Source organism: Flavobacterium limnosediminis JC2902 (assembly GCF_000498535.1).
GTDB lineage: Bacteria > Bacteroidota > Bacteroidia > Flavobacteriales > Flavobacteriaceae > Flavobacterium > Flavobacterium limnosediminis.
This window is the reverse complement of the sequence record NZ_AVGG01000007.1, coordinates 390,754-411,210: the sequence shown is the minus strand read 5'-3', so window position 1 is coordinate 411,210 and position 20,457 is coordinate 390,754. Positions and strand designations below refer to the sequence as shown.

Below are 20,457 nucleotides of genomic sequence, written 5' to 3'. Positions count from 1 at the left end.
CGTCCCATAACGTGGTAAACGGTATTTCGAACGTGGTCTGCCCCGTTACCAAACGTGGTCAAAGGGGTTGCTGACGTATCCTAGCAGGGTTAATCCATAAAAAAACCACTCGCAATGGACTGCCCCCAAATAGTGTCTAACTTTTTGGGTTCAGTCTACAATGACGAATGGCTTTTTATATTGTAATCTGTCAGATGTTTATCGTTTCATCGAGAAGTGTGCTTTAAACAGTTTCTCCGCACCGTTCTCCATGTACTTAATCGTGAACCAGTAATCCGTAGACGGTAATAACTGTCCGTTATACGTTCCGTCCCAACCTGATCCCGCCGGTACGATCTGTTTGATCAGTTTACCGTAACGGTCGAAAATCATAATCTCAGAATTTGGCTGATTGCCGCTCAACGACCAAACGTTCCAGGTATCGTTATGCCCGTCGCCGTTCGGTGTGAAGAAATGCGGATAACCAATAGTCAAAATGCCTGTAAGAACAATATCTGTACATCCGATAGCATCCTGAATCGTTACTGTATGTTCTCCCGGTAAAACATGAAGGAAAATATTACTTGTCTGGAAGGCACCTCCGTCCAAACTGTACAGATACGAACCGGTTCCTGCCACAGTCACCGTAATCGCCTGACTGTCCTCAAAGTAATTCGTAACCACCGCTGTTGCGCTCTGCGCCGGATTGGATTCGGTTACGTTAATCGTAAACACCTCGTCACAACCCGTAACGGCATTCCTGATCGAAACGGTGTACAGTCCTGCTTCGGTAGCCACATAGGAACTTCCGGTAGCTATTACTGTAGTCATATCACTTCCGAAATACCATTGGAAATCGTAATCAGCATCGCTTAATTCCGTATCCATCGTATAACCGTAAATCAAAGAACCGGTTACCGAATCGATACAAACAATACCGTCCTGAATGTCAATGCTTGGCAACGGATTCACTTCAACAACAATTATTATCGGAGTTCCTGTACAGCCGTTATAGATCGGTGTGACAGTATATGTCGCTGTTCCTTGCGTATTTCCGGTTGTTGTTAAAATCTGACTGATTGGTATTCCCGCTCCCGGAGTAGCTTCAGAAGCACTTCCGTCAGAAGCACCGCTTACACCGTTTTGAACCACCGTCCATTCAATGGACGTACCCGGAATAAATGGCGTAAGCAGAATTCCGGAAGGCTCACCACTACAGATAGGTTGCGGCATTCCGGAGGTGAACAATTCCGGTATTGGATTCACCGTTACCGTAACGTCAATAGAAGTTCCTACACAGCCGTTAACCATCGGGGTAATGGTATATGTAACTGTACCCTGTACCATGCCAATAGTTGTCAGCGTTTGATTGATACTATTTCCTGTGTCGGAAAAAGCTCCGGAAACACCTGATGATTGTGCGACCAACCATGTGTAAGTTGTCCCTGGGACATTACTGGTCAACACAATATTGGTGGTTTCACCCGAACACAAGGTTGATGTTTGCGGGCTGGCCATAACAGTAGGACTCGGATAAACCGTCACGGTAACCGTTTTCGGTGTACCAGGACAACCGTTGTTTATCGGTGTGATGGTATAGGTAGCCTGACCGATAGAAGTACCGGAAGTAGTAAGCACATCATTGATTGCTGTTCCTGTTCCCATTGTTCCGCCGGTCACCCCACCGTTTTGAACAACATTCCAGTTGAAGATTGTACCGGCAACATCGCTGCTCATTATAATATTTGTGGTTTCTCCCGTACAAATGGATTGTGATGTCGTGTTAAGATTTACCACCGGAACCGGGTTTACCGTTACGGTTACCGTAATTGGAATTCCGGCACAGTTGCTTGAAGAGGACGGAGTTATTGTATAGGTTACCGTACCCGTTGTGGTTCCGGCGGTAAGGACCTGTGAAATGATGTTTCCTGTGTCGTTAGAAGCTCCTGTTACACCACCTGTCTGGGTATACGTCCATGAAAAAGTGGTATTTGGTACCGTTCCCTGCAATTGAATCCCGGTTGACTGTCCGGAACACAATGATTGAGAATTCGGTGTGGCTGTTACCGTTGGTGTCTGTACCACTGCCACGGTTGCCGAATCGGTTAACGATTGAACACAATTCGGTATAGTTCCCGCAATTGCATTGACCAGTGTGTACGTTGCATCGCTTGTTAGATTACCCGTATTTACCGACGCTGTTCCCGTAGCATCAAGAATTACTGTTTGAATAGCTCCAGCATTAAAGGTATATTCCACGGTTGCCCCCGGTGTTCCCGAGAACGTTAACGAAGTGGAAGACCCACTGCAAACCGTGGTAGATTCAGAAATTGAAGCTGTAGGCTGGGCCGCGATAGTTACCACAACCGATTGGGATAAAACTCCCGTACATCCTGAAACAGAGGTAACATCGACCAATTGATAGGTTGTATCTGCTGATAGGTTACCGGTTGAGAAAGTTACCGAACCCGATGCCGGTAAAACAACACTGGAAGAAGTGCCGTTAACCGTATAATTAACCGTTGCATCCGGATTTCCGGTGATGGTAATATCGGTGGCGGTTCCTGTACAGATTGTTGATGCTCCCGAAACGGATATGGTAGCCGTAGGAGTTGCTAAAACATCTGCCGAAGCAGTTATGGAACAACCGTTATTGTTGGTGTAGGTAATGACAGTAGTTCCCGCAGCAACCCCGGTTAATAATCCCGTGGCATCAACCGTAGCTATAGTCATGTCGGATGATGTCCATGCATTTGATGTGGCCGGAGTGTCCGAACCTGTCAATTGCGATGTTTCTCCGATGCAGACAGTTAACGTTCCGGATATTGTAGGTAACGCATTAACGGTTACCAGAGCAGTTGTTAAACATCCGTTATTGTCAGTATATGTAATTGTGCTTGTACCGGATGATACGCCTGTTACAAGTCCTGAATTGTCCACGGTTGCAACTGCTGTGTCAGATGAGGACCATGCACCTGTTGCGGCAGGTGTTCCCGTTCCGGTTAATTGAGTAGTCAATCCGGAGCAAACAGACAAAGTTCCTCCGATTACAGGTAACGCATTAACTGTAACGATCATTGTATTTGTTGTTGCACACTGTCCTGCATCCGGCGTAAAAGTATACGTAGTTGTGGTTGTATTGTCTAAAGCCGGTGACCATGTTCCCGTAATTCCTTCATTTGATATTGTTGGCAATGCTGCTATCGTATTTCCATAACATACAGGAGCTGTTGCGGCAAAGGTTGGGGTTATATTCGGATTCACAGTGATAGTCATCGTAGTAGCACCGGAACACAGTCCTGAACTCGGAGTAAAGGTATACGTGGTGGTTGTGGTGTTATCCAAAGCAGGTGACCATGTTCCCGTAACACCTTCATTCGAGGTTGTAGGTAATGGCGCTAATGTATCTCCTGAACAAATAGCACTCACGGCGGTAAAGGTTGGTGTTGGTCCCGGGTTAACTGTGACGGTTGTATTTAAAACGGTAGGAGTACAGCTTTGGGTTGTTATCGTTACAGAATAAGTACCACTTGCAGCCGGAGTAACTGAAGGGATTGTCGGATTTTGATCGGTGGAAGTAAAACCGTTAGGTCCCGTCCATGAATACGTAGTTGCCGTTGTCATGGTTTCTGCCGTCAAATTCAATGTGGTTCCCTCACAAATAGGACCGTTATTAGTAATAATGGCAGGCGTAGCCATTCGAGCCAGAGTGAAATAAGGCTTCCCTGCAGGGATGTTTATTCCTCTGAATTCAGTTCGGCTTCCTGTATTAACGGCAGAACAGGCAGCTACTACCACAGCATTCGATAAATCAACACCGTCGTCATCGAATAATAAACATAATGTGGCTACAGTTCCCAATCCGGTAATTTGAGAATTCTCGAACCCGAAAGTGGTTTGCTGGCTGAAATTGCTTGCCTGAGTTTTCCATACTCGATTTAATCGTTCCAATATTCCTGTAGGCTTGCTTGCAGCGGTGTTGAATACTTTGGTTAATCCGTTATTTCCCCATCCTAAAAAAGAGAGGTTGTTGGAGAAAGTATTTGTATTTGTTGCGTTTTCTGTCGGGATGGCCACATTACCTAGGGCAATGGTTACCGCTTCCCCATTATTTACACTGATGGATTGTTTTTGCGTTAAACCACTGTTGTCATCCCTTCCTATAACTGCGATATCATTGTTGAATCCTGCATTGGAAGCCTTATTCCATAAGATGGTGAACCCGTCGGAAGCTACATAATTATAGGTTCCCGTAGTATTGGTATTTCCCCCTCGGGTGATTCCGTATTTGATGGCCAGGTAACTTTCGATTCTGTCCATTTCGGCTAGGGTTGGCTTGGCATTAAACAGAATTACTTCTGCAATGGCGCTGTTACTGTATTCAGAAGCGTTATTAGATCCGAGATACAAGCCCGTTGAAACTGAAGGATTGTACAAAGGAGCTGTATTGTTAGGAGCTGAGGCCTGTACGGAATTTTTTCGTAGTACGGCATTTGATGCGCAACCGTAACTCGCAATAATGGAAGCGGAAGTTGCTGAATATTCTGCTGGTGCTCCCCAATCAAAAGTATAACCGGTTCCTGAAAGACCCGTCTGAAACCGGAAGTTAGGTTTTAACTGATAGCGTCCTGTTGTGCCGGAATAATAGGTGAAACCACTCCCGTTGGGAACTTCTTGGGTAGAAACTATGATTGCAGTACCATTGTTTCCCAACAGATCTGGCGAACCCCCGGTTTTAAATAATTTGGTATTCGAGGTTGTTGTAAACTTAATATTAGGGTTGTAATTATACTTGGTATAGTTTGTTGCCCCATTAATGAGTGCAGGCCTGTTTGCCGCAGTCGCCTGAGTAACATTATAACCTGCAGCACTTCCGCCACTGGTTGTCCATGTCTGTACAGGACTACCGGTTATTGTTGCCGGATTGTCGGCTTTTAACCATAAAGTTAAATTAGCGGAAACCCCACCCGGAGATTGCGCAAAAGCATGTATTCCTGCAAAGGCAAAGACTGCTGTACACAGTATTTTTGTACCTCTGACTTTCAAACTTCGTAATTTCATAATTATAATTCAGGTTTTAATGGTAATGAACATTCCTTTTTATGCATTCACCGAATCAAAAGGGTTCGCTACTAATCACAAAACACGAGTTTTATAGTAGGTGTTTTTTTCTTACATAAATGCATGCTTTTTACGGAATATTCATGATGGATATTCTGTGCTTTTAACAATAGTAAAGCCAAAACGTTAAAAGTGTGTTAATCCAAATGTATAAAACTATTGTGCGATGTAAAAAACAGTTGTCAGATCGATCTGAAATTATGAAGTTAAAAAATGTGCTGTTTAACGCTTAAATTTTTTATTTGTGTTAATTGATGTGAATTGTAGTTTGTTGAAAATAAATAAGTTATGTAAAAATGTTTTTAAATTATTTGTTTAATGCTCTTTGATAATTGGTAGTCGGTAATACACAAAATAATAACAAACAGTTATTTTTGGATACAGAAAATTCTGTACAATTTATCAATTCCGAAGTTGGTCTGTGATGATTATGGATTTTTTTTCTGATTTGTACCTTAAATTACTCCCATAAAGAAAGTTGCCCCACCCATTTTTAGGAGATTAAAATCACCTAAAGAGTAGTTTATTTAAAAGTAACTGAAAGGATAAATATGTAAGATAGGATGAGATTTAACCTTTAGCCAGACTGGCCAGTAATTTTTTATCACCCACGACCCAAAGAATATCACCTTGTTCTAAAATCAGATGTGAATCGGGGTTGAGCATACGGCGTCCTTCGCGTTCTATTCCAACGACAAGGCCACTTGTTTTTTCCCGTATTTGCGATTCACGGATGCTTTTTCCGATGAAGGATTCATTCTTCAGTTCCAGATGTTGTAAAACTATGTCGCTTTCTTCCACGGATTCCGGTGCTTCAATTTCATTCTGATCAAGATATTTTTTTAATTTTTTCACTTGGAAGTCGGTTCCGATGACACATATTTCATCACCAGGGAATAAACGTTCATTTCTGCTCGGAACGTTAATCGTAATTTCACCGCGCCTGATAAACGCAATATTAATTCCTATTTTTTCCCTCATTTGGAGTTCTTCGAGTGTTTTTCCTACGATGTTGGAAGCATCTGCAATGTCAAACGTAGCCATGTGTCCGTCCCATGGTGTTAAATCACGACGGTTTTTTTTCTCCTTGGCAATTTCGCGGTCGTTGAGATTACTTAAAAAATGACTTTCTATGCGATAATACCGGGCGTGTAATTGTTTGGGAAACAAAAAGTACATGGTTAATGCTGCAAGCAGCGCGATAAAAGCGATGCCTGGTGAAAAAAAGTTATTCAAAATGAATCCGATAAAAAACAAACCAAGAATCATCCTAAAGAAAATCAATACAACTATTGGTCCGCGCTGCTTTCGGTTTTCAAATAATTTACTTACTTCATTGATAGCAATTTTTCGTAAAGAAAGTGCCCAAAGAAAAGGAGATACAATGATTAGCGTAATTAACGCCGCAACAGCATGGCCAAATTTTGAACCCTCGACTAAAGGCAAAATATAGCGGGTTGAAAGTGCAATGATTCCGATTATTATGATGGAGTGAAAAATAATCTGAAACAAGAAGGAACGCATAACAATCTGCCAGGTACTGACCGTTTTAATAGCTTCGGCATTGGCGCTGTAATTGTCTATAGCCTTAACCCATTTTCTTGGTAATTTTTTTTCGAGGAAAAGAGCCGTGGGAGTTCCTAGTTTTACCATATAAGGTGTTGTAAATGCGGTGATTGCTGATACTGCTACTATGGTCGGATACAGGAAATCACTCGTTACTTTCAGAGACATCCCAAGTGTTGCAATGATAAAGGAGAATTCCCCAATTTGTGACAAACTCATGCCGGTTTGAACTGACTGTTTCAGGGGCTGCCCCGATAATAAAGAACCAATCGTAGAACTGATTGATTGCCCGAATATTACTACCAAGGTTAAGACAGCTACAGGAATGGCATGATCTGCGACGGTTCCCGGATTAATCATCATGCCGACAGATACGAAGAAAACAGCTCCAAATAAATCTTTTACTGGTTTTATTAAATGCTCAATATGCTCGGCCTGAGTGGTTTCTGCAATGATAGAACCCATAATGAAAGCCCCTAAGGCGGGTGAAAAACCAACGTTGTCCGCTAAAATTACCATGACCAGACAAAGGGCAATCGAAAGAATAAGGAGCATTTCGTCGGTTAGTAGGTGTTTGGTATATTTAAGTAGTGTAGGAATAAAGAAAATACCGCCCACAAACCATATTGTCAGGAAGAAAATGAGCTTTAAAAGGGAATAGAATAATTCGCTTCCGGAGAACTGCTGACTTACGGCAACGGTAGACAATAACACCATCATTAAAATGGCTAAAATATCCTGAACGATAAGCGCTCCGATTACATTTCCGGCAAATTTCTGCGCCTTAACGCCCAATTCATCAAAGGCTCTGATTATTATTGTTGTGGACGAAATAGATATAATTACCCCTAGAAAAAGACAGTCCATTTTTTCCCAACCCATCAGTTGTCCGGCAATGAAGCCCAAGGTCACCATGAGGACAATTTGTGTAATTGCAGTTATGGAGGCGGTACCGCCCACTTTAACCAGCTTTTTGAAACTGAATTCCAGCCCTAAACTGAAAAGTAAAAAAATTACGCCTATCTGTGCCCAAATCTCTACGCTGTGGGTGTCTTTTACCGTTGGAAAGAAGTCGAAATTATTTCCGGCCAGAAAACCGGCAATCAGGTACCCTAATACTAACGGTTGCTTTATTTTTTTAAACAGAAATACCGCAATCCCGGCAGTCAAAAGGATTAAACCCAAATCACTGATTAAGGGCTGTAGTTGTGATGTAACTGATGGTGCAGTAATAGTTAAAAGCATGGGCGTGTAGAGGTTATGACTGTTGAAAATGTATGAAGGCGTAAAATAGTAAAAAAAGCCCAAATTCTCAAGTTTTAAGATTGAATTCGGGCTTTTTTGATTGTTTTTATGTAAAAATTAACCTTTCATATAGAAGGGGGTTTTATTTTTTTACCGCAGGAGGTGGTGGCGGAGGAAGGGGTATATTGCTGTTCCAGATATCGGTATAGCATTTCCATTCTTCTCCGACTTTTCTCCAAATACAAATGTATTTTCCCTTGTCGATTGTATTGCCTTTTCCATCACCGATGAAAAATTTGCCCTCTTCGATTAAGTTGTCTTCGTTACCGTACAAAAGAACTGTTTCAACTTTAAATTCGGCCATTTTCATTTTGGCATATCCGGAAAATAGTTTTGCGATTTCACTTTTTCCGACAACAGCTTCACCATTTGGAGGCAATATTCGCCCGTCATCCGTATAGTGACTTACCAATGCTGTGGTGTCGCCACTTACCATGGCTTTTGCAAAGACCGCGTTTTTCTCTTCAATGGCAGGGCGGACCGATTCGGGGTTGAAGGCAGCTACTTCCGGAGCAATATCTTCCTTGGCTTTATCCTTCATTTTATCACATCCGATAATAATTACAAGCGTTGCAAGTAAAAGAAGGTAGAGTAAAAGTAAATTTTTTCTCAACATGATTTTTAGGTTTTAGGTTGTTGTCTTTTTGTTGACTAATAATTAGTTAGCGGGAGAATAAAGGTAACCTCTTTTATTTTGCGAGTTGTTTTTTTTCTTTGAACGATATAAAATTCTCGTTAAAATGATTTTTCAGATTGAAATGGTTATTTACTTCGTTTAAAACTTTACTTGTTACATTGATGAATGTATTTCGTCACGTCTACAGCCCCTTTTACCACGACGGGTAGCGTGTTTTAATACTTCGGAAACCCTATTTAATACGTTATGTAGCGTGTTTTAATACGTTGAGTTATGAAACACCTGATAGGTTTTCGAAACCTGTCAGGTGTTTGCAAACGGAGTAAAAAAATCCGCAATGTTTTGATTGCGGATTTGTAATTGTAAAAGCCACTTGCGGCTTGGAATTATTTATAATTGAAAGACCTGACAGGTTTCGAAAACCTATCAGGTGTTTGCAAACGGAGTAAAAAAAAATCCGCAATGTTTTGATTGCGGATTTTAGATGATGGAGGTTTAGAAAAAAGCAATTCTTACTCCTCTTATCATTTCATTTTTGGTTCCAATTAGTTGAAAAGGTAATTCGATGATTTTAAATTTTTCAAATCCACTTACATCCCAAAAATCATATGTTTTATTAATCAGTTCTGTTATTTTTGCAAGCTTTTTTTTGTTTTCCAAATCATCAGAAAGGATTATTGTTTCTACTTTTTTCTCTTCGAGATTTAATTTAATAGTTCCTTCTATATAAAAATCACCATCCATGCCATTTTTTATTTTGTCAAATACATGGTTAGAGATACTTTTTCTTTGAACAGGTGTATGATATTTGGTAGTGATTAAGATTTCTTTCCCATCATTTTTTTTCAGACTTTCATTTTTAAGTATTTCATTATTAATGAAAAAATATCGTTTTGCACCACTATTAAATGAATCTGAAAGAATTAGAGAATCTTTGCTTATTTTCTCAATCATATATCCCGATTCTGAAACTCTACTGGTCTTAGCAAGTTTGCCTTTCATTGTAAAAAGAACAGGAGCTTGTAAATCTTCAATCGTTGGATCGTTATTTATATGTAAATTATTTCCTTTAAAGGTAAATTTCAAATAACTGTTATTAATGTTTTTATCAAAAGTGTCATTTTTCATTGACGTCTTGAAGACTACCCATGAGCCTTGAAGCATATTAGCATAGTTTTGAGAAAAAACATCCTGATTTGAAAAACAGAAAAGTAATGCAATGAGTAGGTTTGTAAATAATTTCATTTTCTATGATTAAATCCCCAAATAATTACTAGGTGTAATCTTCATCAACTCGGCTTTGATATCATCCGAAACGTTTAAGGTACCGATGAAATTATGAATCGCTTCCTTGTTGATTACCGTGTTGGTTCTTGTTAATTCTTTTAGTGCTTCGTATGGATTTGGATAGGCTTCACGACGTAAAATAGTCTGAATCGCTTCGGCAACCACCGCCCAGTTTCTTTCCAGATCTTCGGCGAATTTGTCTTCGTTTAAAAGCAATTTATTCAATCCTTTCAAAGTAGCTTCAAAAGCGATGATGGTGTGTCCCATCGGTACGCCGATGTTACGTAAAACCGTACTGTCAGTTAAATCACGCTGTAATCTTGATACTGGTAATTTTGCGGCTAAATGTTCGAAAATCGCGTTGGCAATACCTAAGTTCCCTTCCGAATTTTCAAAATCAATCGGGTTTACTTTATGTGGCATCGCGGAAGATCCGATTTCTCCGGCTTTGATTTTCTGTTTGAAATATTCCATCGAAACATACGTCCAGATATCACGGTCCAAATCGATTAAGATGGTATTGATACGTTTCAAAGCGTCGAAAAACGCTGCAAAATGGTCGTAATGTTCAATTTGTGTGGTAGGGAAAGAGTGGTGTAATCCTAAGATGTCTTCCACGAATTCATTTCCGAATTTTTTCCAGTCGTTGTTCGGATATGCAACTACATGTGCGTTGTAGTTTCCAGTTGCGCCACCAAATTTAGCGGCAAACGGTACGTTGAACAACAAACGCATTTGTTCTTCCAAACGCTCCACAAAAACCTGGATTTCTTTTCCTAAACGGGTAGGGGAAGCCGGTTGTCCGTGGGTGCGGGCCAACATTGGTACATCCTTCCACTCAATGCTTAATTCTTTCAGTTTGGAAACCACGCTGATTAAGCCCGGCATGTATACTTTTTCAAACGCTTCTTTGGTAGAAAGCGGAATCGCTGTATTGTTAATATCCTGAGACGTCAATCCGAAGTGGATGAACTCTTTGTATTGTTGCAATCCTAATTTATCAAAAGCCGCCTTGATGAAATATTCCACTGCTTTTACATCGTGATTGGTGGTTTTTTCGGTTTCTTTAATCCAAAGCGCGTCTTCTGTAGAGAAGTTCTCATACATTTTACGTAATTCCGGATACAGGTTTTTATCAACACCCGAAAGTTGCGGTAAAGGCAATTCGCAAAGGGCAATGAAATACTCCACTTCCACTAAAACACGGTAACGGATTAAGGCTTCTTCGGAAAAATATTGGGATAAGGAAACGGTTTTATTTCTGTAACGGCCATCAATTGGCGAAATAGCGTTCAATTCGGTTAATTGCATGTCTGTGTGTTGTTTTTAAGAAAGGGCAAAGGTAAATTTTTTAAGGCAGAAGGCAAAAGGCAAAAGGCAAAAGTTACGGGTTACAAGTGAAAAAATGTAAAGTTATAAGTTCGTGATTTGTAAGAATAGAATAAATAAAAAAAGTGTACTGTGCTGTCTTCCTGCCAAATTTGATATAATTGAAGATCTTTTTTAAGGAAATGCGAAATACATAAAAAAGAAGTTCTGATCCTGATAGCTATCGGATGTATTAAAATTAACTTTGTAAAAACGTTGTCAGTTTTGGCTATTTTAATTTAACCAAAGGGTGATTTAATCCGTTTACAACATTTTTTACTACGGTGTATTTTTCAATACTCTCAAAAAGTTTGGTCAGATTTTTAAAACCATAAGTTCTGGGGTCAAAACTGGGGTCTATTTTTCTTAAGGAAGAACCAACATGGGCAATGTAAGCTTCGTCCTCCTCGTTAATTGAAATTTCGAAAGCCTTATCAATTATGCTTAAATAAGATTCTACCTTTTCTTTTTTGGATATATGTTTACTGCTCTGCTTTGTTTCATCCTTAGCGGAAGGTTTTATAGTTTTTTTAGGTAGCTCTTTTTCAATTTGTTCTGTGACAAGAGGTAAGGCTTCCGGGATTAGATTTTCACAAAATGTAAAAATTTCACAGGACTGAACAAATGCAACAGGCGTTTTTCTTTGCCCTATTCCCATTACAAAAAGGCCTTCCTCTCTGATTCGTTTTGCAAGCCCTGTGTAGTCACTATCGCTGGAAACAATACAAAATCCGTCAATATTATTACTGTGAAGTATGTCCATGGCGTCAATTATCAACGAACTATCGGTTGAATTTTTTCCTGTGGTATAAGAGAATTTTTGAATCGGATTAATGGAATACTGATTTATTAATTCTTTCCAGCTATTCATCTGCGGAATTGTCCAGTCACCGTATATTCTTCGAATGGTAGCTTTTCCATATTTTGAGACTTCTTCAAGAATTTCTTTAATTAATTTTGCTTGAGCATTGTCTCCGTCTATCAGGACGGCTATATTAAATTTGGTTGTATCCATAAATAGTTTTTTTTTGTTTTTATAATTGCAGTTAACGTCTGGCCTCCCTCTTTTTTAAGTTATCCCTTATCCCTTATCTCTTGCTTCTTGTCTCTTGTCTCTTGCTTCTTATTCCTCATCTCAATTTCCCCTTCACCAATTCCATTCCCTCACTGGCGGTCATCGAAAGTACTTCCAGAGGATTCGGTAAATCGTAAATTGTGGCAGGTTTTAAATCGATGTAATACACCGGAACGTCTTGTTTGGCATAATTCATCAATCCTGCGGCGGGATAGACTTGTAAGGAGGTTCCGATTACGATAAGAATATCAGCGGTTTCCACGATATCAATGGCCTCGTCTATAGCGGGAACGGCTTCCCCGAACCAGACGATGTGGGGACGGAGTTGGTTGCCGTGTTTGTCGGTGTCACCTAAAATTAAATCGGTTTTCCAATCGAGGATGTGGTTTTCGTTGGTTATGCTTCGTACTTTCAACAATTCGCCGTGCAGGTGTAGAACGTTGGTACTTCCGGCGCGTTCGTGCAGGTCGTCTACGTTTTGGGTAATTACATGAACGTCAAACTGATTTTCCAGTTCGGCTATGATTTCGTGTCCGCGGTTGGGGTGTACTTCGAAAAGCTGTGCGCGGCGTTTGTTGTAGAAATCCAGGACCAGTTCCGGGTTTTTATCCCATCCGATGGGTGAGGCGACTTCCATAATGTCGTGACCTTCCCAAAGACCGTCTGCATCGCGAAAGGTTTTGATGCCGCTTTCGGCGCTCATGCCGGCTCCGGATAGGATTACGAGTTTCTTTTTCATTTTTTAACCGTATGAGGTGTTTTTGGGTAACATAACAGATACAAAAAGGGATGCTTCAATAGCCCTGATGGGAGTGGAAATCCTGTTATTGTGAGATTGCTTGGCAAGCTTGCAATGACAGATTGTAACGGACAGCAGGAACATGGATTCCAAATAAGCCCAAGCCTTTCGCTCCAAAAAAAACTAAACTTTTCCTAAAGTGTACAGTTGCTCCATCGTTGGAACTGCGCTTCCGCCTTCCGGTTCCAGTGTGATTCCGAAGGCTTCAGCTTCCGTGGTGTTGTCTACTTTGTACATTTTGGTGGTTTCGGCTGATGCTTTGTCGAGTAAGCCGATGCTTGTCGGTGTGAGCGGATCCATTTTGAGTGACCAAACCTGATACACCATACCTTGCGGCGGTTCTGGTAAGCCCTGAGCGTCTATGTGAACGGCTTGTGTGGCTTTGTTCCAATAGACTTTAGCCATAGCGGTTGGCATGGCGGGCTGTCCTTCAAGTGTTATAATCCTGTTGTTTTTGTCCCGAATGATGTTTAAAAGGTTTTCGGAAGCTTTGTTTTTATCTTCAAGGGTAATGATGGTTTTTTGCATGGATTTGAATTCGGAGCTGTCTTTTTCTATTTCCGAATTGATAACGCCATTTATCTGATCGTTCATTCTAAGGTACATGAACCCGGCTCCAAGTAGGATGACTACAGCCGCGGCCCATCCCAGGTACTGTGCCCAGTTGGTTTTGGATTTCATTTGAATTACTTCCGGTGCATCTCCAAGTAGTTCATGGCGGATTTTATCATAGGTTTCCGATGAGATGTTTGGTGAAACACTGTGGGAAAGGTTGATTACGGCTTGTTCAATGGCCGCGATTTCGGTTCGTATGGCGGGGTTGTCTGTTGCCATTTGCTGTACTTCACGGGCTTCTTCCTCCGAAAGTTTTCCGAAAACATAAAGTTCTAAAATGCCACTCTCTATATATTCTCTGCTGTTCATTATACTTTCAATAGGTTTCTTAATTCGTTGATGCAGTTTCTGTTTTGTGTTTTTACGGTGCCCAGCGGAATTTCAAGTTCGTCGGAAGCTTCCTGTTGGGTATAGCCTTTAAAAAACAGTAAATCGATTATCTGTATGCATTTGGGTTTCAGTTTTTTTACAAATTCCTGAATGCCGATGGCGTCAATTTTATTGCTGACTTTGTTCGGATCCTCCAGTACATGTACGAAATTATCAACCGATAGGTTTTTCTGATTGTTGTTAAAGTTTTTGGAGCGCAATTTATCGATGGCATTATTGCGGGCGATGTTAAGCATCCAAGTGTAAAAGCGGCCTTTACTCTCGTTATACGTCTCGATGTTTTTCCAGATTTTTACAAAAGTTTCCTGAAGTACGTCTTCCGCTTCCTCCTTATCCCTTATAAGATTGTAAATTACGCCGAAAAGGCTTTTGGCATACATATCGTACAAAAGCGTGAAAGCTTTGTCGTCTTTTTTATAAATTAGCGGCAATAATTCGTCTTGAGTCATACGTAAGAATTAACTCTGTCTAAATTAGTAAACAATATTTAAAATTCCGCGTTTTTAATGGAAAACCTTTTATCCGACCCCGATTATCTGAATTATCTGGAAGAATTCATAACGCCAAACCGAAAAGAGCGTTTTCTGGAAGTGCTTCAAAACCGAACCAAGCATTTTACGGTTGCGGTTGAGGATTTGTTTCAGTTGCACAATACCAGCGCGGTAATGCGCAGTTGTGAGGTTTTCGGAGTTCAGGAATTGCATGTGGTCGAGCAGAAATACGGAAAAACAATTGATAAGGAAATTGCGATGGGTGCCGAGAAATGGGTGGATATTCACCGTTACAGTACGAATCAGGATTGCATCGATGATCTGAAAGCGAGAGGATATCAGATTATTGCTACCACGCCGCATGAAAATGATTGCCTGTTGGAAGATTTTGATATTTCGAAACCGTCGGCCTTGTTTTTCGGTACGGAACGTCTGGGTTTGTCTGAAGAGGTTTTACGTCAGGCAGATGGATTTTTAAAAATTCCGATGGTGGGTTTTACGGAAAGTCTGAATATATCGGTTTCGGCAGCGATTATTCTGCAGCATATTTCCACGCGTTTGCGTCATTCAGACATCAATTGGCAACTTACGGAAGCTGAATTGCTGGAAAAACGCATCGACTGGGCCCGAAAGTCGATTAAGGATATTGATTTTATTACGAAGAAGTATTTGGAAAGTGTTCAGTAATCAGACGACAGTAATCAGTTGGTGAAAGAAATCAGATAGCAGTACTCAGAAATTTACGTTCTGCTATCTGTAACCTGCGTTCTGCAACCTGTAATCTGCATCCTAATTATTCTTCTTCAATAACTTATAATCCTCATAACAGCCTTTGATCGCATCCATGATTTGAAGGTCGTTTGCGGTTTCGATAAACGCATCAGAATAATTACAGCTTTTTAAGATGTCTTTGATTTCTTTTTTGTCGATGCCTAAGATAGCGGCAACGGTTTCACGGTCGTATTTGGAAGCCAAAACGTTTCGGATGGTTTCGTCTTTTTTGAATTCCTTGAGTTTTTTCATCTCCTTCGGTTTCTTACCGAAAACATTATATAGGGCGTCGGCAGGATTTGAGAGGGCACCCATTACTTTTCCGACTTGAGATGCAGCGCTTCCGCCTGACTCATAGCCGTAAGGGAGTCCGGAAATACTGTAGCGTTGTGCTTCATTAAGCGCAATCAGTTTGGTGTCGACTTCGATGTATCCCGTCAGTAAGTATCTTGGGATAAACATTTCTTCCAAAGCATAGGCTTTTTCGGTAAGTTTTACCTTGAATCCGGTTTTGTTTTTAACCCAGTCGGCAGAAACACGGATTTTTATGGATTGGAAACCGATATAAGAAAAATGTAGTGTGTCGTTAACTTTAGCGTCGATTTCAAATTCGCCTCTTCCGTTGGTTGTAGTACCTTTTACGGTGTTAAGATTGATGACGTTAACGTCGCTTTTGGGTAATAAGTTGGCTTCGTTGACAACTACTCCCGATATTCTGGTGAGTTCTCCCTCTTGGGCAAATGTGATGAGCGAAAACAGGGATAATAAAAAAACTACAAAATATTTCATACTGAATTTAGAAAGGTCTAAATGTACTAGATATTTTGTAGCTTTTAATTTTTATTTTAAGAAAATTAACAAAAAGAATTAGCTTCTTCTTGGTCTTCTTGGAGCCGGGCTGTCCGAACGTCTTGGTGTTGTACCTCCTGAACGACGCTCGTTACGTGGTGCTCTTTCGGCTGATGAAGAATCGCTTCTTCTTTCCGGACGGTCTGAACGTCCTCCGCCAAAACCACCGCGGTCACTTCTTTCGCCTCTTGGAGCTCTGTCGCGATCGCCTCCGAAACTTCTGCGTTCTCCTCCGAAACCACCTCTGCGTTCACCGCCAAAGCCGCCTCTTCTTTCTCCGCCTGAATTTCTTCCGTTATGATCACGTCTTCCGCCACCGTCGTTTTTAGAAATCTCAACGTTGATACGTCTTCCTTCCAGTTGAACGTTGTTTAAGACTTCCATTACTTTGTCAGAATGTTCTGCATCGGTATTAAAGAAAGAGAATCCTTCTTTAACGTCTACTTTAAATACATCATCACGACCTAAGTCTAATGTTTCTTTTAAGTAGTCTTTCAATGACATCCAATCGAAATTATCTCTCGAACCGATGTTGATGAAATAACGAACCGCATCACCTTCTTGAGGTGCTCTGCCTTCAGAACTTCTTTCACCACCTGATTGACTTGATAAATCTCTTTTCTTTTTGTAGTAGCTGATGAATCGGTTAAACTCAACAGAAACCATTTTCTTAATTAATTCTTCTTTAGATAAGCCATCTAAAACTTCGTTAATTGCCGGTAAGTAGTTGTCGATTTCGTGATCAACCTCTGTGTCCTTAATCTTGTTCGCTAAGTGCAACAACTGAATTTCGCAGATTTCAATTCCGTTTGGAATCGTTTTCTCCTCGAATTTCTGTTTGATGATTCTTTCGATAGCCGAAATTTTACGTAATTCACTTTTCGTAATGATAACGATGGAAGTACCTAGTTTTCCTGCACGACCTGTACGACCTGAACGGTGGTTATAGGTTTCGATTTCATCTGGTAACTGGTAGTTTACTACGTGTGTTACGTTGTCAACGTCGATTCCACGAGCTGCAACGTCTGTAGCAACCAACATCTGAATCTGACGACCACGGAACGATTTCATTACCCCATCACGTTGTGCCTGAGATAAATCGCCGTGTAAAGCCGCAGCGTTATAACCGTCTTCGATTAATTTTTCGGCAACAGCCTGAGTGTCTCTTTTTGTACGACAGAAAACTACCGAGAAAATATCTGGGTTAGCATCCGCCAAACGTTTTAAGGCTTCGTAACGGTCACGGGCATTTACCATGTAAAATTCGTGTGAAACCGTAGCTGAACCTGAGTTCTTATGTCCTACCGTAATTTCTACAGGTTCCGACATGAATTGTTTTCCGATACGTGCTACTTCAGCAGGCATCGTTGCAGAGAATAACCATGTGTTTTTCTCTTCCGGTGTGTCCGATAATATGGAACAAATGTCGTCATAGAATCCCATGTTCAACATCTCATCTGCCTCATCTAAGATACAAAAGTCGATGTTTTTAATGTTTACAAGACCTCTGTTAATCATGTCTTGCATTCTACCTGGTGTAGCCACAATAATCTGTGCGCCACGTTTTACCTCTCTAGCTTGTTCTGTAATGCTTGCACCACCATAAACAGCCACAGTATGTAACCCCTTTATGTACTTTGAGTATAATTTAATCTCGTTGGTGATTTGTAAGCATAATTCACGCGTTGGCGACAAAATTAATGCCTGAGTATTTCTGTTCTCAGCATCAATTTTCTGAATTAGTGGAAAACCAAAAGCGGCGGTTTTCCCTGTACCTGTTTGCGCTAGGGCAACTAAATCTGTGTTTTGTTCCAATAGTACTGGAATCGCTTTTTCTTGCACTTCTGACGGATTCTCAAATCCTAGATCTTTAATCGCCAGCAGTAGCGATTCATTCAATCCTAATTGTTCAAATTTATTCATAAAATATTTTAAATTGGGTGCAAAGGTATTGATTATTAATGGAATAAACTAATACAAAACCCATTATTAAAATTTTATTACGTATTGAAAATCAATAAGTTACTTTTTTAGAAACGTCGTTAAAAGGGCTACGGCCTTGCCGCGATGGCTTGCTAGCGCCTTTTCTTCGAGTGAAATTTGTGCAAATGTATCCGAAAAACCATCCGCAATAAAGATAGGATCGTATCCAAAGCCATTGGTTCCGCGTGGTTCTTTTATGATTTCACCGTTCACAATTCCGGTAAAAAGGTGCTGTTTTCCGTCTAAATTAAGTGCGATAACGGTTTTGAAATTGGCTTTTCGGTTCGTTTCGTTTTCAAGGAGTTCGAGTACCTTGTTGATATTATCGGTATCATTGCGTTGCGGACCCGCGAATCGTGCGGAATATACACCCGGAGCACCATTTAGGACTTCGATTTCTAAACCGCTGTCATCGGCAAAGCAATTGTATCCGTAGTTTTCGGTTACATAATTGGCTTTTAGGATGGCGTTGCCTTCAATGGTATCGGCGGTTTCCGGTATATCCACATCACAACCGATGTCTTCCAGTGATAAAATGGAAATGCTTTCCGGAAGCAATTGCTGAATTTCTCTGATTTTATTCTTGTTGTTGGAAGCGAAAACGAGTTGCATTTTTTTTGTGAGTTAAAGTTGGAAGTGTAAAAATGTGTCTGCAGTTGTTTTGATAATGCAAAAATAGGGAAATATGAAGATCGGATGAATATTTTGAAGTGTCTAAAAAGCAAAAACCCGATAAATCGTGAGATTTACCGGGTTTTGATTTTGTTTGTGGGGAGAGCAGGATTCGAACATCCTAACTAATCCGTTTATTTATAAGGGTTACAAGTAACCAAAAAAACAAGGGTCTCGATTTTGCATCTGTACTGCAAACATCTTCAAATCTTATATTGCTAAGATAGTTATAATTGGCAATTTGACCAAATAAAAGGCTTTAAATCAGACCAAAAAACGAACAGGTTTTGAAAGATATTTGGTACTTAAATATCGTTTTTTTTACAAAATTATTGTCACATTGCGGTGAAAAACCAAAACAATCACCGCAAATAAGCGGCAATAAAGAAAAGTAATCACCGCAAAGCAATAAAAGTGCGGTAAAAAAATCTTATATTTACCGCAAAACAGCGGTGATTATGTACATACATCAAAGAAAAGACTGGCCAAATTTCACTTGGGATGCCGATAAAATCTCTCCATTATTGGGAGCAGTGAGGCACAATCAAGGAAAAATACTTGGCCAAATGCAGGCTTTAGGTTTTAAACTACAGGAAGAAACCATGTTAAAGGCACTTACTTTAGATGTGGTAAAAACAAGTCAGATTGAAGGCGAACAACTTAATCCGGAACAAGTACGTTCCTCCATAGCCAGACGTTTGGGTATTGAAATTGCCGGAGCTGTACCGGCAGAGCGTAGCGTCGAGGGAATTGTAGAAATGCTTTTAGATGCAACACAATCCTACGCCAAACCATTAACAGCCGAACGGCTTTTTGATTGGCATGCAGCATTATTCCCAACCGGAAGAAGTGGCATGTATAAAATCAATGTAGGTGCGTGGCGTGCTGATGTAATGCAGGTAACCTCGGGTCCTATGGGGAAGGAAATAATACACTTTGAAGCTCCACCAGCTATAAAAGTTCCGGCAGAAATGCAACAGTTTCTAGACTGGATCGAAACAGACCAAGGTATAGATCCCGTAATAAAAGCTGCAATTGCACATTTATGGTTTGTAACCATACACCCGTTCGACGACGGTAACGGACGTATTGCCCGCGCAATTGCCGATTTACAATTAGCAAGAGCAGACCAAAGTCCGCAGCGATTTTATTCCATGTCAGCACAAATACAGGCAGAAAGGAATAAATATTACGATATACTTGAAAACACCCAAAAAGGCGAGTTAGACATAACGCCATGGTTAGAATGGTTTCTGGATTGCCTTATGCATTCTATGGCACAAACAGACGAAGTAGTTTCTAAAACATTAATACGCGCAAAATTTTGGGAAACACACAGGGAAACACAACTCAATGTCAGACAGCAAAAAATACTTCATTTACTTCTCGACGATTTCTTTGGGGTACTCAATGTCTCAAAATATGCAAAAATTAACAAGACCTCAACAGATACTGCCTTGCGCGATATTCAGGATCTTATGCAAAAAGACATCCTGGAGCAGGAAGGAAAGGGTAGGAGTACTTCGTATAGGCTTAAATGAAATTTATA

General features: G+C 40.5%; 14 protein-coding genes. 2 read left to right on the top strand and 12 right to left on the bottom strand.

Annotated elements, in window-relative coordinates; translation table 11 throughout:
• Positions 1–198 precede the first annotated feature (198 nt).
• From FLJC2902T_RS09180 to FLJC2902T_RS09140, 9 genes are all read right to left on the bottom strand, one after another.
• Positions 199–5,040 carry a PKD-like domain-containing protein gene (locus tag FLJC2902T_RS09180; protein ID WP_023579515.1) on the bottom strand — a complete coding sequence of 1,614 codons (4,842 nt, stop codon included), beginning with the start codon at positions 5,038–5,040 and terminating at the stop codon, positions 199–201.
• A 630-nt stretch (positions 5,041–5,670) separates the two neighbouring features.
• Positions 5,671–7,911, bottom strand: a complete 2,241-nt coding sequence (locus FLJC2902T_RS09175) for a cation:proton antiporter domain-containing protein (protein WP_023579514.1) — start codon at positions 7,909–7,911, stop codon at positions 5,671–5,673.
• Between the two features lie 142 nt (positions 7,912–8,053).
• On the bottom strand, positions 8,054–8,587 hold the full coding sequence (locus FLJC2902T_RS15840) for a YybH family protein (protein WP_023579513.1): 534 nt from the start codon (positions 8,585–8,587) through the stop codon (positions 8,054–8,056).
• A 516-nt stretch (positions 8,588–9,103) separates the two neighbouring features.
• Entirely contained in the window at positions 9,104–9,853 is a 750-nt protein-coding gene (locus FLJC2902T_RS09165) for a hypothetical protein (RefSeq protein WP_035677997.1), read from the bottom strand.
• A 9-nt stretch (positions 9,854–9,862) separates the two neighbouring features.
• Positions 9,863–11,206, bottom strand: coding sequence for an adenylosuccinate lyase (purB, locus tag FLJC2902T_RS09160; RefSeq protein WP_023579510.1), 1,344 nt, complete (start codon positions 11,204–11,206; stop codon positions 9,863–9,865).
• Between the two features lie 286 nt (positions 11,207–11,492).
• Entirely contained in the window at positions 11,493–12,278 is a 786-nt protein-coding gene (locus tag FLJC2902T_RS09155) for an NYN domain-containing protein (RefSeq protein ID WP_023579509.1), read from the bottom strand.
• Positions 12,279–12,393: 115 nt separating this feature from the next.
• Positions 12,394–13,077: an SIR2 family NAD-dependent protein deacylase gene (locus FLJC2902T_RS09150; protein WP_023579508.1), complete on the bottom strand. Its 684-nt coding sequence runs from the start codon at positions 13,075–13,077 to the stop codon at positions 12,394–12,396.
• Positions 13,078–13,260: 183 nt separating this feature from the next.
• Complete coding sequence (locus FLJC2902T_RS09145) at positions 13,261–14,061, bottom strand: anti-sigma factor (protein WP_035677994.1); 801 nt, start codon at positions 14,059–14,061, stop codon at positions 13,261–13,263.
• Positions 14,061–14,591, bottom strand: a complete 531-nt coding sequence (locus FLJC2902T_RS09140; protein WP_023579507.1) for an RNA polymerase sigma factor — start codon at positions 14,589–14,591, stop codon at positions 14,061–14,063. Before FLJC2902T_RS09140 ends, FLJC2902T_RS09145 begins: the two co-directional genes overlap by 1 nt.
• A gap of 57 nt (positions 14,592–14,648) precedes the next feature.
• On the opposite strand from FLJC2902T_RS09140, the gene FLJC2902T_RS09135 reads away from it, so the two are divergent.
• Positions 14,649–15,320 carry a TrmH family RNA methyltransferase gene (locus FLJC2902T_RS09135; protein ID WP_023579506.1) on the top strand — a complete coding sequence of 224 codons (672 nt, stop codon included), beginning with the start codon at positions 14,649–14,651 and terminating at the stop codon, positions 15,318–15,320.
• A 102-nt stretch (positions 15,321–15,422) separates the two neighbouring features.
• Here FLJC2902T_RS09135 and FLJC2902T_RS09130 read toward each other — a convergent pair whose 3' ends face one another.
• The 3 genes from FLJC2902T_RS09130 to FLJC2902T_RS09120 all read right to left on the bottom strand — a co-directional run bounded on the left by FLJC2902T_RS09130 (position 15,423) and on the right by FLJC2902T_RS09120 (position 18,848).
• Complete coding sequence (locus FLJC2902T_RS09130) at positions 15,423–16,193, bottom strand: carboxypeptidase-like regulatory domain-containing protein (RefSeq protein WP_023579505.1); 771 nt, start codon at positions 16,191–16,193, stop codon at positions 15,423–15,425.
• Positions 16,194–16,271: 78 nt separating this feature from the next.
• Entirely contained in the window at positions 16,272–18,176 is a 1,905-nt protein-coding gene (locus FLJC2902T_RS09125; protein WP_023579504.1) for a DEAD/DEAH box helicase, read from the bottom strand.
• Positions 18,177–18,275: 99 nt separating this feature from the next.
• Positions 18,276–18,848 (bottom strand): non-canonical purine NTP diphosphatase, encoded by a 573-nt coding sequence (locus FLJC2902T_RS09120; RefSeq protein WP_023579503.1) that lies wholly within the window; start codon positions 18,846–18,848, stop codon positions 18,276–18,278.
• Between the two features lie 518 nt (positions 18,849–19,366).
• Between FLJC2902T_RS09120 and FLJC2902T_RS09115 the strand changes: the two genes are divergently transcribed.
• A complete protein-coding gene (locus FLJC2902T_RS09115; RefSeq protein WP_023579502.1) occupies positions 19,367–20,449 on the top strand; it encodes a Fic family protein in 1,083 nt (360 codons plus the stop codon).
• Positions 20,450–20,457: the final 8 nt, after the last annotated feature.

Bases quoted from the DNA above. Each gene is read 5' to 3' on its own strand.
- FLJC2902T_RS09180 (WP_023579515.1), bottom strand. From the start codon at position 5,040: ATGAAATTACGAAGTTTGAAAGTCAGAGGTACAAAAATACTGTGTACA.
- FLJC2902T_RS09175 (WP_023579514.1), bottom strand. From the start codon at position 7,911: ATGCTTTTAACTATTACTGCACCATCAGTTACATCACAACTACAGCCC.
- FLJC2902T_RS15840 (WP_023579513.1), bottom strand. From the start codon at position 8,587: ATGTTGAGAAAAAATTTACTTTTACTCTACCTTCTTTTACTTGCAACG.
- FLJC2902T_RS09165 (WP_035677997.1), bottom strand. From the start codon at position 9,853: ATGAAATTATTTACAAACCTACTCATTGCATTACTTTTCTGTTTTTCA.
- purB (WP_023579510.1), bottom strand. From the start codon at position 11,206: ATGCAATTAACCGAATTGAACGCTATTTCGCCAATTGATGGCCGTTAC.
- FLJC2902T_RS09155 (WP_023579509.1), bottom strand. From the start codon at position 12,278: ATGGATACAACCAAATTTAATATAGCCGTCCTGATAGACGGAGACAAT.
- FLJC2902T_RS09150 (WP_023579508.1), bottom strand. From the start codon at position 13,077: ATGAAAAAGAAACTCGTAATCCTATCCGGAGCCGGCATGAGCGCCGAA.
- FLJC2902T_RS09145 (WP_035677994.1), bottom strand. From the start codon at position 14,061: ATGAACAGCAGAGAATATATAGAGAGTGGCATTTTAGAACTTTATGTT.
- FLJC2902T_RS09140 (WP_023579507.1), bottom strand. From the start codon at position 14,591: ATGACTCAAGACGAATTATTGCCGCTAATTTATAAAAAAGACGACAAA.
- FLJC2902T_RS09135 (WP_023579506.1), top strand. From the start codon at position 14,649: ATGGAAAACCTTTTATCCGACCCCGATTATCTGAATTATCTGGAAGAA.
- FLJC2902T_RS09130 (WP_023579505.1), bottom strand. From the start codon at position 16,193: ATGAAATATTTTGTAGTTTTTTTATTATCCCTGTTTTCGCTCATCACA.
- FLJC2902T_RS09125 (WP_023579504.1), bottom strand. From the start codon at position 18,176: ATGAATAAATTTGAACAATTAGGATTGAATGAATCGCTACTGCTGGCG.
- FLJC2902T_RS09120 (WP_023579503.1), bottom strand. From the start codon at position 18,848: ATGCAACTCGTTTTCGCTTCCAACAACAAGAATAAAATCAGAGAAATT.
- FLJC2902T_RS09115 (WP_023579502.1), top strand. From the start codon at position 19,367: ATGTACATACATCAAAGAAAAGACTGGCCAAATTTCACTTGGGATGCC.